This window comes from Streptomyces sp. NBC_00663 (genome assembly GCF_036226885.1).
Taxonomy (GTDB): Bacteria; Actinomycetota; Actinomycetes; order Streptomycetales; family Streptomycetaceae; genus Streptomyces.
In genome coordinates, this window is the sequence record NZ_CP109027.1 from 4,671,151 (window position 1) to 4,687,001 (window position 15,851).

General features: G+C 70.3%; 14 protein-coding genes. 3 read left to right on the plus strand and 11 right to left on the minus strand.

The genetic code is table 11. The features are described from left to right. Positions 1-9: 9 nt before the first annotated feature. The 9 genes from epsC to OG866_RS21360 all read right to left on the minus strand — a co-directional run bounded on the left by epsC (position 10) and on the right by OG866_RS21360 (position 10,506). On the minus strand, positions 10-633 hold the full coding sequence (gene epsC, locus OG866_RS21320) for a serine O-acetyltransferase EpsC (RefSeq protein WP_329336917.1): 624 nt from the start codon (positions 631-633) through the stop codon (positions 10-12). Continuing rightward, the gene (locus OG866_RS21325) at positions 620-1,828 is read right to left on the minus strand and encodes an NAD(P)/FAD-dependent oxidoreductase (RefSeq protein ID WP_329336918.1); all 1,209 of its coding nucleotides are present in this window, start codon (positions 1,826-1,828) and stop codon (positions 620-622) included. Before OG866_RS21325 ends, epsC begins: the two co-directional genes overlap by 14 nt. Then, positions 1,828-2,301 (minus strand): cupin domain-containing protein, encoded by a 474-nt coding sequence (locus tag OG866_RS21330; RefSeq protein ID WP_329336919.1) that lies wholly within the window; start codon positions 2,299-2,301, stop codon positions 1,828-1,830. Before OG866_RS21330 ends, OG866_RS21325 begins: the two co-directional genes overlap by 1 nt. 13 nt (positions 2,302-2,314) lie before the next feature. Further along, entirely contained in the window at positions 2,315-3,613 is a 1,299-nt protein-coding gene (locus OG866_RS21335; protein ID WP_329336920.1) for a SidA/IucD/PvdA family monooxygenase, read from the minus strand. Further along, on the minus strand, positions 3,610-5,001 hold the full coding sequence (locus OG866_RS21340; protein ID WP_329336921.1) for a diaminobutyrate--2-oxoglutarate transaminase family protein: 1,392 nt from the start codon (positions 4,999-5,001) through the stop codon (positions 3,610-3,612). The genes OG866_RS21335 and OG866_RS21340 overlap by 4 nt, the downstream gene beginning before the upstream one ends. A gap of 93 nt (positions 5,002-5,094) precedes the next feature. Then, positions 5,095-6,411 (minus strand): lysine N(6)-hydroxylase/L-ornithine N(5)-oxygenase family protein, encoded by a 1,317-nt coding sequence (locus OG866_RS21345; RefSeq protein WP_329336922.1) that lies wholly within the window; start codon positions 6,409-6,411, stop codon positions 5,095-5,097. Next, positions 6,408-7,904, minus strand: a complete 1,497-nt coding sequence (locus tag OG866_RS21350) for an ABC transporter substrate-binding protein (RefSeq protein WP_329336923.1) — start codon at positions 7,902-7,904, stop codon at positions 6,408-6,410. Before OG866_RS21350 ends, OG866_RS21345 begins: the two co-directional genes overlap by 4 nt. Further along, positions 7,901-9,217 (minus strand): ATP-grasp domain-containing protein, encoded by a 1,317-nt coding sequence (locus tag OG866_RS21355; protein WP_329336924.1) that lies wholly within the window; start codon positions 9,215-9,217, stop codon positions 7,901-7,903. Before OG866_RS21355 ends, OG866_RS21350 begins: the two co-directional genes overlap by 4 nt. Continuing rightward, a complete protein-coding gene (locus tag OG866_RS21360; RefSeq protein ID WP_329336926.1) occupies positions 9,214-10,506 on the minus strand; it encodes an ATP-grasp domain-containing protein in 1,293 nt (430 codons plus the stop codon). The genes OG866_RS21355 and OG866_RS21360 overlap by 4 nt, the downstream gene beginning before the upstream one ends. 179 nt (positions 10,507-10,685) lie before the next feature. Here OG866_RS21360 and OG866_RS21365 point away from each other — a divergent pair, with 179 nt between their 5' ends. The 3 genes from OG866_RS21365 to OG866_RS21375 are packed head-to-tail and all read left to right on the plus strand — an operon-like array spanning position 10,686 to position 12,906. After that, positions 10,686-10,964 carry a hypothetical protein gene (locus tag OG866_RS21365; protein WP_329336927.1) on the plus strand — a complete coding sequence of 93 codons (279 nt, stop codon included), beginning with the start codon at positions 10,686-10,688 and terminating at the stop codon, positions 10,962-10,964. Between the two features lie 59 nt (positions 10,965-11,023). After that, positions 11,024-12,265, plus strand: coding sequence for an MDR family MFS transporter (locus OG866_RS21370; RefSeq protein WP_329336928.1), 1,242 nt, complete (start codon positions 11,024-11,026; stop codon positions 12,263-12,265). A 38-nt stretch (positions 12,266-12,303) separates the two neighbouring features. Then, positions 12,304-12,906 (plus strand): DinB family protein, encoded by a 603-nt coding sequence (locus OG866_RS21375; RefSeq protein ID WP_329336929.1) that lies wholly within the window; start codon positions 12,304-12,306, stop codon positions 12,904-12,906. A 57-nt stretch (positions 12,907-12,963) separates the two neighbouring features. Here OG866_RS21375 and OG866_RS21380 read toward each other — a convergent pair whose 3' ends face one another. Together OG866_RS21380 and aspS are read right to left on the minus strand one after the other, a co-directional pair. Further along, a complete protein-coding gene (locus tag OG866_RS21380) occupies positions 12,964-13,845 on the minus strand; it encodes an intradiol ring-cleavage dioxygenase (protein ID WP_329336930.1) in 882 nt (293 codons plus the stop codon). Between the two features lie 120 nt (positions 13,846-13,965). After that, complete coding sequence (aspS, locus tag OG866_RS21385) at positions 13,966-15,729, minus strand: aspartate--tRNA ligase (RefSeq protein ID WP_329336932.1); 1,764 nt, start codon at positions 15,727-15,729, stop codon at positions 13,966-13,968. Positions 15,730-15,851: the final 122 nt, after the last annotated feature.

A 15,851-nucleotide genomic window follows, 5' to 3' on the forward strand; every position in this document is an offset into this window, starting at 1 on the left:
CTTAGAAACTCAGGAAGCGAGCTGGTCGAGGGCGGGAGCGGGCTCCGGGGCGGCTGCCTCGATGGCGCCGGTGTCGAGTGCCGGGAGCACCTCGCAGGTCGGGGCCACCACGCGGCTGTGCGGCGGGAGGTCGTCCAGGACGATGGCGTGGGCGCCGACGCGGGAGTCGGAGCCGACGGTGACCGGGCCCAGCACGCTGGCGCCGGTGCCGATGATCACGCGGTCGCCGACGACGGGGTGGCGGCGGGACCCGGCCGGGCGGCGCAGGTCCTTCCACCAGCCGACCGAGCCGAGCGTCACCTGGTGGTAGAGCATCACGTCGTCGCCGATGCGGACGGTCTCGCCGATGACGACGGCGGTGCCGTGGTCGACGAAGAAGCGGCGGCCGATCCGCGCCCCCGGGTGGATCTCGATGCCGCTCACCGCGCGGGCCAGCAGCGACAGGGCGCGGGCGGTGAAGCGGTGCCCGCGCTGCCAGAGGCGGTGCGCGACCCGGTACGTCCACAGGGCGTGGATGTGCGGGTAGAGCAGCACCTCGGCGCGGGAGGAGGCGGCGGGGTCCTTGGCGAGGACGGTGGCGATGTCCTCGGCGAGCAGCGCCCGCAGTCGCATCTTGGGCTCACATGTGGTCATACGGCGCCTCCGGTCTGACCGGCCGGCCCGCGAGGAACCGCTGCGGCCGGTAGGGCTCCAGGAGCTCCTGGACCGCCTTGCCGGGTACGGCACCGCCGTCGATGATCTCCCGCGCGGCGAGCTCCGCGACGGCGGGCGCCATCTTGAAGCCGCCGCCGCTGAAGCCGAGGGCGAGGTAGAGCCCGTCGGGCCCGGCGGCGCCCACGACCGGGCGCTTGTCCGGCGTGTAGCCGTCGAGGCCCGACCGTGTGCCGGCCAGCGGAGCCGTGGCGGCCTGCGGGACACGGACCGCGATCGCGTTGATCGCCGCCTCCAGCTCGGCCTGCGTCAGCGGCTCCACGTCCCGGCCCAGCTCGGTGTCCGGCTTGCTGGGCACGCCGAAGTAGAAGCGGTCCAGGCCGTCGGGCCGGAAGTAGGAGCCGGTGGTGTCGTCGATGCAGGTCGGCACCGAGGCCCGCGAGCCGCGCCGCCCCGCGCCCGGCAGCTCGGCCTGCGCGAGGCCGATCCGGCGGGCGGTCACCGGGATGTGCACGCCGAGGTACTCGGCGGGAGCGGACCCCCAGGCACCGCCCGCGAGCACCACCAGCGGGGCGTCGATACGCCCGATGGAGGTCAGCACCCCGGTGACGACACCGGCGTGCTCCAGGACCTTCATCGCCCGGATGCCCTCGGACGGGGAGACCCCGAGCCGGTAGGCGGCGGCCAGCAGCGCCCCCGAGGCCATCATCGGGTCGGCGTACCCGCCCTCGGGCTCGTAGGCGGCCAGCGCGATGCTCTCGGTGCTGAGCCCGGGATAGATCTCCTTCAGCTCGCCCGGGTCGACGATCTCGACCCGCCGGTGCCCGGCGGCGTCCGTCGTGGCGGCGGCGTTCTGCCTGAGGTCCTCGGCGTGGTTGTCGCCGACGATCATCACGAACCCGGTCCGCCGGTACCCGCAGTCCCCGCCGATCACGTCCGCCCACTGCTCGAAGACGGGCAGGGAGCGTGCGGCGAGCCGCGTGTCGGCGACGGACGTGTGGTGCAGCCGCAGCAGCCCGCCCGAACGGGACGTGGCGCCCTGGGCGTTGACCCGGCCCTGGTCGCACAGCACGATCCGGCCGAGCCCGGCCAGCGCGAGCTGGTGCGCGATGGCCGCGCCGATCACCCCGCCGCCGACGACCACGGCGTCGGCGTGCGCGTGCACGATGGGACTCATCAGACGGACACCCCTGCCACCACACGGGAGTTGACCGGGCCGGACGGGTCGTCGATCTCGAACACCGAGGCCCACTTGGCCCTTTCGCGGGCGACCGCCTCGGCGCCGCCCCACCAGATGGTGACGAACCGCAGCCGGGTCTCGCCGTCGTTGGTCAGGTCGTGGTCCTGGTACGGCGTGATGAACACCGTCTCCCCGGCCCGCACCCGGCGCGTCTCCGCACCGATGCGCATGACGCCGCTGCCCTCGGTGATGAAGAACATCTCGTTCTCGTCGTGGTTGTGGGCGGTGGACGTCTCGCCGGGCGCCACGTCCACCCAGGCGCCGCCCCAGAAGGGCTCCTCGACCGCGCCGGGCCAGGGGAAGATGCGCCGGCCGCTGACGTTGTACGGCTCCTCGAAGACCATGTCCTCCTCGTGCGCGGTGAACACGTGCATGTAGCTCTTCTTCTGCTGGCTCTGCTGCTCGCTCATGGGGTCCCCCCGTTCATACGGCGACGGGCTGGCGCAGTCGGCTGCGCAGGTCGCGGTGGATGGTGTCGGCCTTGGCGGCCATCTGGCTGAAGGAGGTGGCGGAGCCGATGCCGTGCCGCCACTCGGTGAGGCCGTCGAGGTAGAGACCCACCTCGCAGTCGTCGCCGGTCTCGGCGCGGTAGGCCCGGGTGACGTCCGGGCGGCCCTGCGCGTCCAGCTTCAAGTAGGGCTTGAACGCCTCCAGTTGGCGGGGGAAGGCGGGCTCGCGATACCCGGTGCAGACGATGACGGCATCGGTCTCGATGACGTTCCGCTCCCCGGTGAAGACCTCTTCCGTGTGGAGCTGGACCGTGTCCCCGCTCAGCGCGACCTCACGCACATCCGTCCGCCGGTGCATGTGCAGCCGCTGCCGCCCGGTGAGCCCGTCCTGGTAGACGGCCTGGTAGAGCCCGGTCGAGACATCCGGGTCGACGGCGGCGTAGTTGGTGGCCCGGGCCTGGTTCAGGGCCCGCTCGCGCTCCTCGTCGCCGAGTGCGTAGAAGTAGTCGGTCTCGTCGGGGAAGTACACCTCGTTGCTGAAGTGGCCCAGTTCGTACATCCGGAAGCCGGCGTGCCGGACCAGGGAGTGGATGTGGGCGCCGGGGTGCTGCCCGGCCAGATGCAGCACGATCTCACCGGCGGTCTGCCCGGCGCCGATGACGGCGACGCGGTCCAGGGAGCCGAGGGCGGCGAGCTTGGGCAGCAACTGGGAGGCGTGGAAGACGCGTTCACCGAGCGCGCCCTGGAACACTTCGGGGACGTAGGCCACATGCCCGGTGGCGAGGGCGATGTTCCGCCCCTCGACGGCGTGCACGGAACCGTCTCGAGGATCACGGGACACCACCCGGGCACTGCGCACCCGCCCGTCGTCGCCGACCACCGGCTCCACCGACAGCACCTCACGGTGGTAGTCGATCCGGCCGCGCACCTGCCCGGCCGCCCACTGCACGTAGTCCGACCACTCCAGGCGGCTCGGGTAGCCCCCCATCAGCGTGAACGGGTAGAAGCGGCCGGTCTGGTGCAGATAGCTCGGGAACCCGAAGCGGGAGCGCGGGTCGCGGGGCGTGGCGAAGTCGCGCAGGAAGTGGTGCTGGATGTCGGTGCCGGGCAGGACGAGGTTGGGCTGCCAGGCGGAGTCGCCGGCCTTCTCCAGGTAACGGGCGCTGAGCACACCCCCGTGGGCGTCGTCGTGGTCCTCGACGGCGGCGGCGAGCGCGATCCCGGAGGGCCCGAACCCGGCGACGACCAGGTCATGGACGTCGTATGCGCTCATCGGAGGGCCTCCTCGGCGGCGGTGAGGGCCTCGCGCAGGATGCGTCCGGCGATGTCGATCTCCTGCTCGGAGCAGTTCAGCGGCGGCAGCATGCGCACGACGCAGTCGTCACGGCCGCCGAGTTCGAGGATCAGCCCGCGGCTGACGGCCTCCCACTGCACCCGCTTGGCGAGCTTGCTGGCGGGCTGCCCGGTGACCGGGTCGTTGAGCTCGACACCGGTCATCAGCCCGAGCCCGCGCACGTCGGCGACGTACGAGCTCACGCCCCGCAGCCCCTGCAAATGCACCATCAACTGCTCGGCGCGCGCCCGGACGTTCTCCAGCACCCGGTCCCGGGCCACGACCTTGAGGGTGGCGACGGCGGCGGCGAAGGCGGGCTGGTTGCCGCGGAAGGTGCCGCTGTGGGCGCCCGGCGCCCAGGTGTCCAGCTTCTCGTCGTAGAGGATCACGGAGGCCGGCAGCCCCATGCCGCTGAGCGCCTTGGAGGCACACACCACATCGGGCTCGATGCCGTACTGCTCGAAGGCGAACCAGGTACCGGTACGCCCGCAGCCGCTCTGCACCTCGTCGACGATCATCGGAATGCCGAGCCGCTTGGTGACCTCACGCACCCGCCGCACGAACTCCACGTCGGCCGGGATGACGCCACCCTCGCCCTGCACCAGCTCCATGATCACAGCGGCGGGAAGCGTGATGCCGCCGTTGACGTCGGTGAGGGCGCGCTCCAGGAAGGTGGCGCAGTTGACCTCGCAGTTCTCCCGCTTCAGCCCCAGCGGGCAGCTGTGGCAGTTGGAGTACGGGAAGAAGTGCACGCCCGGCATCCGGCCGCGTACCGGCTCCTTCTGCTCGACGAGCCCGGTGACGCTCATCGCGGCCATGGTGGCCCCGTGGAACCCGCCCTGGAAGGTGATGATCTCCTCACGGCCGGTGGCGGTCTTGCACAGCTTCAGCGCGGCGTCCACGGCGTTGGCGCCGGTCGGCCCACAGAAGTGGATCTTTGTCCGTTCCCGCATCGGCGCCGGCAGCATCCCGATGGTCAGCTCGGTGAACTCGTCCTTGATCGGGGTGGGAAAGTCCAGCCCGTGCACGAACTCGTCAAGCTGACGGTGGGCTGCGGCAAGCGGCTCGGGGTGATTGTGCCCGAGCGACAGCACCCCGGCCCCGGAGAGAAAGTCGAGAAAGACGTTCCCGTCGAGGTCTTCTACATAGCTCCCCTTGCCGCGCCGGATGGCTATGGGAAGTTTTCGCGGATACGAGCGTGAGTTGGATTCACGCGCGGCCTGCCGGTCGAGCAGCTCGGCGCTGAGCGGGCCGGGGAGAGTGCCGGAGACGTAGGGCCCGGGGTACCCGGGGGAGGTAGGGGCGGCGTGGTCAATGGTTGCGGTCATGGAGGGAAGTGCCTTCCAAGGGGTAAGGGAAACGCCTGTCTTCAGGGGCGCGGGGAACTGCGCGACCAGCCACAACGGACCGGCACACGCACCTCAAGCCGCAGCCAGCACGGCGCTCCGGTCGTTACTCGAAAGCACCGCACTCAACGAATCCGTCAACGTCGCCGCCCGAAGCGACAGAAGGCTGAACGACCCGGCGTCACCAATCCCATGACTGGACTCGCACAGCCCGTTGAGGAACAGCGGAGGCGTACCGTCGACCACCGGCTTCAGGGCGTAATCGACACCCACCTCCAGCCGACCGTCAGCCTCCTTGCCAAACCGCTCAGCCAGCGCAGCCATCAGCGGCGGGCAAAGCTCCTCGTGCGCTCCCGGCCCCATGTTCCGGAACCCGGTGGCAAGCACGGCGAAGTCCACGGAGTCGGTCACCGTCTCCCCGGTGTTGCGCTCCAGGAAGTCGATGTTCACCCGCCCGTCCGCCTCGGCCACCGACACGGCCTCCAGGTTGCCGCGCACGAACAGCCGCTGGTCCCCGTCGAGTTCCTGCTCGTAGATCTCCAGGTACAGCTCCCGCAGCACGTCGATGTCGGCGGAGGAGTAGTTCGTCGGGTGCATGAACGCGTCGAGCGCCTTCTTGCCGTCCCGGGAGGCCCGGAAGTAGTAGTCGGTGAACTCGGGGAAGTACCCCTCCTCGCTGAACGGGCTGGTGTCCTTCTGCCGCAGTGAGTGCGACCGCGTATAGGTGGTCACCCGCGTCCGCGGGAACCGCCGCCCCAGATCCAGCGCCAGCTCCACCGCGCTCTGGCTGCCGCCGATGACCGCCACCGACGCCGGCTGCCCCTGCGCCGTCAGCGCGGCGAGCTTCGGCAGGTACTGCGTCAGATGGAACACCCGCTCACCACGGAGCGAGTCGTAAGGCGCCGGAATGTAGGGGGTCCGCCCCGGACCCATGACCAGCGTGCGACCGAGGTAGCGGCGGCCCGACATGGTCGTCACCTCGTACAGCCGCTCCCCGTTCTCCTCCACGACCTGAAGGCCCTCGGCCCGCTGGTTGCAGTCGACGACATGGGAGAAGAAGCCGGCCGCCCAGCGGATGTACCCGGCGTACTCCTTGCGCAGCGGGAACTCCGAGGGGAGGTTCAGATGGCGCAGCAGCCGGCCCTGCTCGTGCAGGTAGTTGAGGAAGCTGTAGCGGGAGCGCGGGTTGCGCAGGGTCACCAGGTCACGGCTGGGGTGGTTCTGGATGTCGGAGCCGTCCAGGAGCATGCCCGGCTGCCATTCCGGGCTCGGGCGGGCCTCCAGGAAGCGTGCGGTCAGCGGGGAGTTCCGCTCCTCCAGGGCGATGGCGAGGGCGAGGTTGGCGGGCCCGAAGCCGATGCCGAGGATGTCGTACACGGGAGTGGTGCTCATCGCTGGGTGCTCCTTGCGGTCACGGTCGTGAAGGTCGGGTTGCCGTCGAAGTCGATACGCAGGCCGCCGATGCGGTCGGCCGCGTACACGCGCTGGTCGGTGCGGTACCAGAGGGGGATGAGGGCGAGGTCGCGGATCGCGATCCGGTCGGCCCGCCGCCAGGCGTCGACGCGTTCGGCGGGGTCGGTGGCGGCGCGGGCGCGGGCCACCAGGGCGTCGAACTCGGCGTCCACGTACCGCCCTTCGTTGTCACCGTGGGCGGTGCCCTCGGCGTCGGGCGCGGTGCACGAGGAGTGCAGCAGCGGGAAGAGCATGTTGTCGGGGGTGGGGTAGTCGCAGGCCCACCCGGCCCGGCACAGACCTGCCGCCGCCACCGACGTACGGTGGTCGACGAGCCCGCGCGCGTCCGTGCGCAGCAACTCGACCTGCCAGCCGTGGACTTGCTCCAGCCCCTGGGCCAGGGCGATGACCCAGTCGTCGTGCCCGGCGCCGGTGTTGTAGGCGAGGTCGATCCGCGTACCGGGACCGAGACCCGCCCGCTGGGCCGCTTCCCGCGCCCGCTCCGGGTCGTACGCCGTCCAGTCCACGTCCCCCATCTCCGGGCGCGGGGTGTGCGCCTTGCCGAACCACGGCGACAGCAGCGAGTGCGCGGCGGTGCGGCTGCCGTGGAAGTACGTGTCGATGAGGCCCTGCCGGTCGATGGCGGCGGAGACCGCCCGGCGGGCGTCCACCGAGTCCATCGGCGCCTGGTGGCAGAAGGGGATAAGGTAGAAGAGCCCGGCGCCCTCCTGCTCCAGGTAACCGTCCCGCTGGGCCGCCTCCGCGGTCTTCGCCGGGGGGATCCTGGCGTAGTCGTAGGTGCCGTCGACGAACCGGGCGTACTCGTCGTCCAGGGCGGTGACCGGGTCGAGGATGTCGAAGTGGATCTCCTCGATCTCCGGCCGCGGACCGAACCACCGCGCGTTGCGCCGCAGCCGGATCGACTCGCCGTGCCGCCAGGGTCCGTCCATCACGAACGGGCCGTTGCCGACGGGGAGATCGTTGTACGACGGGTCCAGCGCGGCCGGCGTCCAGGACGGCACCGGGAAGAAGACCGGCTGGAGCGTCTTGAGGTCGAACTGGACGTCGGGCTCGGCGAGTTCGACGACCAGCGTGGCGTCGTCCACGGCCGTGAAGTCCCGTACGCCGGCCAGGTGGTAGGCGGTCTCGGTGTTGGCCTCGGGGTCCAGGGCGCGCCGCCAGCCGCGGACGAAGCTGTGCGCGGTGACCGGCTCGCCGTCGCTGAAGACGGTGTCGGTGCGCAGCCGGAACGTCCAGGTGGTGGCGGTCGGGTCGGACCCCCATTCCCGGGCCGTCGCCGGGATCAGCCCGCCGTCCTCGTCCAGGGCCAGCAGGCCCGTGAACAGCGCCTTGCAGACCTGGATCCCCTCGCCCTCCTGGGCCTTGTACGGGTCGATGGCGGTGGGCTCGGTGATGCCCGTGCGGAAGATCACGCGGCGCCCCTGACAGCCGGCGGCACGGCCACGGGCGGCACGATCACGACATCGAGCTGCTCGTCCAGCTCGGCGGCGATCCGCTCCACCCGGTCGACGTCCTCGACCCCGCGGTAGGGCGCCGCGACGGCCAGCGAGCCGGCGATCTCGTACCAGCCCTCGGGGGCGCGGCGCAGCCGGTCGCCGGGCTTGGAGGCGGGGATGTAGGAGCGGAAGTAGGGGGAGTGGTAGGCGTCGCCGGGGTTGTTGCGGACCAGCGTGCCGGTCCGGTAGGCGAACTTGATGCAGGTCGCGGCGCGCGGGGTGGCGGCCCTGCGGACCTCGCCGTCGAGCACGGCGGCCCGCTTGTCGGCGTCGTCACCGGCGAGCACGGCCTTCGCGTAGAGCCGTACCGCGTCGATGCCGTGCACCTCGCGCAGGTTGCGGTAGTTCTGGCCGCCGCTCATGCGGGTGGCGAACTCCACGACCCGGTACCGGCCTTGGGAGTCCTGCCGGAACTCGGCGTTGAACAGACAGTTCCTCACCCCGAGTCCGGCGACGATGCCCTCGGCGACCTCGACCAGCTCCGGCTCCTCCTCCGGGGTGCGGAAGGGCAGGGTGTAGAAGTCCTCCTCGAAGTAGGGGCCGGGCATCTGCATCTTGTTGGTGACGCCGACGAGGTGGAAGGCGCCGTCGACGACCACTCCGTCGAGGGTGACCTCCTTGCCGGGCAGGAACTCCTCGATGAGGGCGATCTCGGGGCCGTCGCTCGGGAAGTAGCCGCCCCACTCCTCGGCGAGCCGCGCCACGTCCGTCAGCGCCCGCTCCAGCTCGTCCCGGTCGCGGACCAGGCTCACGCCGATGCTCGCGGCGAGCGCGCTGGGCTTGACGATGAAGGGGTACGCGAAGTCCTCCGCCGCCTTCAGGCCCGTCTCCACGCCGGTCACACCGGCGAACTGCGGGGCGGGCAGGCCGTGTGCGGTGAGGAAGTTGCGCTGGAGCTGCTTGTCGCGGGAGATCGCGTCGGCCTCGGGGCGCGGCCAGGAGTGGCCGAGCAGCTGGTTGGCGCGGGAGGTGACGGCGATGTCGCTGTCGTAGAAGGTGATCGCCGTGTCGATGCCCAGCTTGCGGGCCTCCTCGGCGCAGAAGCGGGCCATCGACTCGCCCTCCAGCTCCTCCGGGATGGGCACCACGGAGGCGAAGCGGCCGTCGTCGGCGGCCTGCTTGACGCCGGTGGCCAGGTGGATCTCCAGACCCATCCGCTCCAGCGTCTCGATGTGCTCGCGGTGCCACGCGTAGGTGTTCCGCATGATCAGCAGGATCTTGTTGCTCATGCCGCGACCTTCTGCTCCAACTCGACGGTGACTACGGTGACTTGCTCCAGCAGCGCCTCGGCGGTGGCGATCGCCGCCGAGGTGTCCGGGCCGGTGGTGAGCACCTGGCCCGCGCGGTCCCAGTTGCCGCGCAGCTCGCCCAGGACGTCGCCGGGCTTGACGGTGGTCTCGACGTCGAGGACGTCGGCCAGGGCCTTGGCCTCCTCGGCGCCCTGCACCTCGACGACCGTGCCGGGGCGGGCGGACAGGAAGCGGGTGGCGGCGGAGCGCTCCGGCACCGGGCGGGTGTCCAGGGCCGGGATCAGCTCGAACTGCCAGGCCACGATCCACTCTTCGATGTCGATGCCGTAGGCGGCGTTCAGCAGGTCGAAGATGCGGTCGCCGCCCATGCGGTTGTGGCTCTCGATGATCTTCGGGCCGGTGGGGGTGAGCCGCAGCTCGGTGTGGGCGGCGCCGTCGGTGAGGCCGAGGGCGTCCAGGAAGCGGGCGACCGTGTCCTCGACGCTCCGCTCCTGCTCGGGGGTGAGCCGGGCCGGCAGGGCGTGCCCGAACTCGATGAACCCGTTCTCGCCGCCGGTCAGCTTCTCCGTGATCGCGAGGATCACGTGCCGGCCCGCGAAGGAGAAGGACTCCACGCTGAACTCCGGCCCGGAGATGTACTGCTCGACGAGGAAGCGCTCGATGTGGAAGAAGTTCCCCCACTGGAGGTCGGTGCGCGCCCGCAGCGCCTCCACCCCGGCCCACGCGGCGGCGGCCTGCTCGGGGCCGTCGATGCGCTCGACACCGAGGCTGGCGGTGGCGTCGGCCGGCTTGAGCACGAACGGGTAGCCGTGCTCGGCACCGAAGGCGACGAGGTCCTGCGCGCTCGTGACCTCGGCGGCGGCGACCGACAGGTCCCGCGTCTCCTCCGAGGAGGCCAGCAGATCGCGCATCGCCCGCTTGTCGTGCAGGAGTTCGGCGGTGCGCTCGGTGGTGCCGCCCAGGCCCAGGTGGTCGCTGATCCGCGCGGCCGGCACCAGACCGGGCTCGGTGATCGACACGACCCGGGTGAAGCCGTACGCGACATGCGCGGCCTCGATCAGCGGGCGGGTGGTCTCCCAGTCGGTGTAGTCGGCGATGATCACGGCCTCGGCGAGCCTGGCCGCCTCCGGCACGAAGTGGTCCTGGTGCTGGATCAGCACGAAGCGGATACCGAGGGCGGCCGCCTTGCGCAGCGTCTGGATCCGGCCGCCCACGACAAGAAGTGTGTGGTCACCGGTGGACCGCGAGGTCGTTGATTGCTGGGTCATGCCGAGAACTCTGTGCCATGAATTCGTGCGGGAAAATACTTTCCGGGTGGCACAAGAATGCCCGGCACAAAAGACGCAGCGGGCCTTCGGAAAAGGGTCGCTGGCACTTTCGTGCCACGCACTTTGGTGCCCGCCCGATCCCCTTCCCCGGCCGCCTCCCGGCCGGGAACATCGAGGTCATGCGGCCAATGTACGAGCCCCGCACACGGGCGTTCCTTCTCGTTCTCAGCACCACTGCGTTTCTGCTCACCCTCGTCGGCGCGGGCCTGAAGATCACCCTCCAGACCTATTTCGTGGCGGAGACCGACAGCTACGGCTACGCGACCGGCGCTCTCGATCAGCTGACCACGTTCTTCGCCGTCGTCATCGCGGCACTGTGCGGAGTGCTCGCCTCGGTGCTGGTGGCGGCGCGCCGCGTCCCCCAGCCCGCCGAGACCGCAGCCGACCTTTCCTCCTGAACAAGGCAGTTGGCGTCCGCCTGCTGACCGACCCCCAAGGCCCCCAAGGAGAGCCCCTCATGGCGGACACCGCCCCCCTGCACCGACGCCTGCGCCAACTGCCCCGCAGCGCCTGGGTGATCTTCGCGGGAATGTTCCTGATCAAGTTCGGGAACTTCCTCAACGTCTTCCTCGTGCTCTTCCTGGTCGCCCAGGGCTTCTCCGCCGCCCAGGCGGGCCTCGCGCTGGCCGTGGTCGGACTCGGCACGTTCGTCGGCAACATGATCGGCGGCACCGTCGCCGACAAGTTCGGCCGCCGCAGCGCCATCGCCGTGTCGATGTTCGGCTCGGCGGCGGCCACCGCCGCGGTGCCCTTCACCGACGGCCTCGTCACCACCACCGCCCTGGTCGGCCTGGTCGGCGTCTTCGCCCAGCTCTACCGCCCGGCGGCCGGCGCCCTGCTCGTCGACGTCGTCGAGGGCGAGCAGCGGGTGATGGCCTTCGCGGTGCTGCGCCTCGCCGTCAACGTCGGCATGGCGGTCGGCCCGCTCGTCGGCGGTCTGCTCAGCGCGGCCTCGTACACGTACCTGTTCTCGGGCGACGCCATGTTCTCCTTCGCCTTCGGCACCCTGGCCCTGCTGCTCCTGCCTGCCGGCCGGCCCCCGAAGGCGGCGGTCACGGTCGCCGAGGCGACCGGCAAGGGCGGCTACCGCGAGGTCTTCACCGACCGCCCCTACGTCCTGTTCCTGCTCTCGATGGTCGCCGCGACCTTCGTCTACGGCCAGGCCACCGCGACCCTCCCCCTGCACGTCACCGACGCCGGCCTGTCCAACACGGCCTACGGTCTCCTCCTCGGCCTCAACGCCCTGCTCTGCGTGGTCATCGAGCTGCCCCTGACCAAGCACACCGAGCGCCGCGACCCGCGCCGCGTCATCGCCCTCGGCCTGCTGCTGCTGGGCGCGGGCATGGGCCTGACCGGTGCCGTGAGCGCCGTGTGGCTGCTGGCGCTGACGGTCGTCGTCTGGACCGTCGCCGAGACCATCTACACGCCGATCGCCAACGCCTACCCGGCCGAGTTCTCCCCGGCCCACCTGCGTGGCCGCTACCAGGGCGCCGAGGGCCTCGCCCACACCCTCGGCGGCACCCTCGGCCCGGCCGTCGGCGGTCTGCTCTACGGCATCAACGCCCCGCTGCACTGGATGGTCTGCGCCGCCGTCGCCGCCCTCGGCGCGGTCCTGGTGCTGGGCGCCAAGCCCGGCGTACGGCAGACCGAGGCCCCGGCGGCCGAGACGCCGGAGCCCGTGCCCGCCGCGACCAACTGACTTCCTCCCCCACGTCACTTCACACCTGAGAGATCCTGATGACCATCGCCAGCACCGAAGTCCCCCGCATCGACATCCCCTCCGCCACCAAGGAGCCGGCCGCCTACGTCACCGCGCTCCTCGAAGTCGCCGCCGAGCGCGACCCGTTCGACGTCCTCGCCAAGACCCCGGTGTGGGCCGCGCGGCTCTTCGCCGACCTGCCGACCGAGCTCGCCGAGACCGTCCCGGAGGAGGGGGAGTGGCCGGCCGCGTTCACCGTCGGGCACCTCTTCGACGTCGACATCGTCTACGGCTTCCGCTGGCGCCTGGTCGCCACCGAGGACGCCCCGGTCTACCCCGGCTACGACGAGGAGAAGTGGGCCCCGCTGCCCCGCCTCCCCTTCCGCCAGATGCTCGACGCGTGGACCGGCCTGCGCGCCTCCAACGTGGCCCTGCTCGCCGCCCTCACCCCGGAGGACTGGCAGCGCACCGGCCACCACGGCGAGCAGGGCGGCGAGACCATGGAGGTCATGATCAAGAAGGTCGTCGGCCACGACATCGCCCACATCAACCAGATCTACCGCGCGATCCGCCTGGTCCGCGAGGCGGCGGGCCTGGACGTAGCGGAGCTGGACGCGACGTACCTGGCGCTGGGCCTGTAACAGCACGAAGGCGCCCGGGACTCGACCGTCCCGGGCGCCTTTCGCGTTCTGCCCGTGTCACATCGTGGTGTTGTCGTTCTCCGCGTCCGGGTCGACGCCCATCGTGAGGGAGCCGGTCACGCCCTTGGCGATGTTCTTCTTGTTGTACTTCAGCTTGAGGAGACCGCCCGTGGTGCCGCTGCCGTCGTAGATGGTGTCCTCGTCGAGCGTGGTCCGCTCCGCCGCGTTGGAGGCGTACGGCTCCACGGCCGCCGAGGCGAGCACCGACTCCTCGTCGAAGAAGAACTGGCCGGTGTGGCAGGTGTTGCCACCCTCGTAACCGGCGTCGGTCCACTCGCCGTTGACGTGCACCTTCACATGGATGTGCACCGTACGACCCCGGTACCAGCCCGGGAAGACGGTCCTGAAGGTGACGTGCCCGTGCTTGTCGGTCCGCCAGGTGCCGCGCAGATAGCGGGTGTCGTCGGTCGGCTCCTGATGGCCGCCACCACCGCCCGGGGGAGGGCCGGTGGGAACGTCGGTGGGCGTACCGGTCGGGGTCTCGGTCGGAGCCGGTCCGCCCCCGCCACCCCCGTTGCCCATCCCCTCGTACCCGGAGTACACGCCCACCGCGTCGCAGTGCCAGATGTCCACGGCCGCGTTGCGGATGGGCCGGCAGGTCTCGTTGTCGATCACCTTGAGCGCGAGGAGGAGGGGGATGCCCTCCTTGTCCTCGGTGACATCACGGCGGATCTTGTCCGCGTCGATGTAGTACGGCCCCTCGGTGGTCTCCGAGGTCAGCTTGTAGCAGGCATCGGCCTCGACCCGCTCCTCACCCGCGGACGCGTTGACGGCGAAGGCACCGCCCACCCCCACCGCGGTCACCGTCGCACCGCCGGCCGCCAGGACCGTGCGGCGCCTCAACTGCCCTCTGTCATCTGCTTTCTGAGTTCCCGTCATGCCCAGGGACGCTAGAGCTGGGAAATCCGGCGAGAACATCGGAATGCGCTGTGAATCGTGGTGCGCAAGGGAAAGGGCTCGAAACCGACGCCGGTTTCGAGCCCTCCTACCCCAACTGCCTTACTTGGGCTGCGGCTTGCGCACCGACAGGTGCAGCTCCTTCAGCCGCGCCTCCTCCAGCTCCGTCGGCGCGCCCATCATCAGGTCCTGGGCGTTGCCGTTGAGCGGGAAGGCGATGGTCTCGCGGATGTTGGGCTCGTCGGCCAGCAGCATCACGATGCGGTCGACACCGGGGGCGATACCGCCGTGCGGCGGGGCGCCGAAGCGGAACGCGCGCAGCATGCCGGCGAACTTCTCCTCGACCGTGTCCCGGTCGTAGCCCGCGATCTCGAAGGCCTTCAGCATGATCTCGGGCTCGTGGTTCCGGATCGCGCCGGAGGACAGCTCCACACCGTTGCAGACGATGTCGTACTGCCAGCCGAGGATGTCCAGCGGGTCCTGGGTCTCCAGGGCCTCAAGACCGCCCTGCGGCATCGAGAACGGGTTGTGCGAGAAGTCGATCGCGCCGGTGTCCTCGTCCTTCTCGTACATCGGGAAGTCGACGATCCAGCAGAACCGGAAGACGTTCTCCTCGAAGTGCCCGGCACGCTTGGCGGCCTCGACCCGCACCGCGCCCATGATCTTCGAAACCTCGTCGAACTCGCCCGCGCCGAAGAACACGGCGTGCCCGGCGGCCAGGGAGAGCCGCTTGGTCAGCTCGGCGACGTTCTCCTCGGTGAGGAACTTGGCGATCGGCCCGGACAGCGAACCGTCCTCGGCGACCCGCACCCAGGCCAGGCCCTTCGCGCCCTGCGAGACGGCGAAGTCGCCGAGCTGGTCGAAGAACTTCCGCGGCTGCGCGGAGACGTCCGGCACGGCCAGCGCACGCACATGCTTGCCGGCGAAGGCCTTGAACTCGCTCGCCTCGAAGACATCGGTGATGTCGACGAGCTCCAGCTGGGCCCGCAGGTCCGGCTTGTCGGAGCCGTACTTCAGCATCGCCTCACGGAACGGGATCCGCGGGAACGGCGAGGTCACATGACGCCCGTTGCCGAACTCCTCGAACAGCTCGGTCATGAGCTTCTCGATCGGCTGGAAGACGTCCTCCTGCTCGACGAAGCTCATCTCGACGTCGAGCTGGTAGAACTCGCCCGGCGAACGGTCCGCACGCGCGTCCTCGTCGCGGAAGCAGGGCGCGATCTGGAAGTAGCGGTCGAAGCCCGAGATCATCAGCAGCTGCTTGAACTGCTGCGGTGCCTGGGGGAGGGCGTAGAACTTGCCCGGGTTCAGCCGCGACGGCACCACGAAGTCACGCGCGCCCTCGGGAGAGGTGGCGGACAGGATCGGCGTCGCCATCTCGTTGAAGCCGAGGGCCACCATCTTGGAGCGGATCGAGGCGATCACCGACGAGCGCAGCATGATGTTCTTGTGCATCCGCTCGCGGCGCAGGTCCAGGAAGCGGTACTCAAGACGCCGCTCCTCGTTGACCCCGTCCTCGGCGTTGATCGTGAACGGCAGCGGGGCGGCGGCGCCGAGCAGCTCGACCTCGCTCACCTCGACCTCGATCTCACCGGTGGGCAGATCCGGGTTCACGTTCTCGGTTCCACGTGAAACAACGCGGCCGTCGATCCGGACCGTCGACTCCTTGGAGACCTTGTCCAGAGCCTCGTACGCGTCCGTGCCCGGCCGGGCGACGAGCTGCGTGATGCCGTAGTGATCGCGCAGATCGATGAAGAGGATGCCGCCCAGGTCGCGCCGATTGTGCAGCCAGCCACTCAGCCGGACGTCGGTGCCGACGTCAGAGGAGCGGAGCTCGCCGCAGGTGTGGGACCTGTACCGATGCATCGTCGTTCATCGTCCTTACAGTGTGGGCGTGTGCCGAGGGTCACTCCCCGACAGGAACGGGCCATGGTGCCCGGACCTCCCAAGGGTACCGGCCACCCCAAGATCGGCTCTCCACCCTTTCC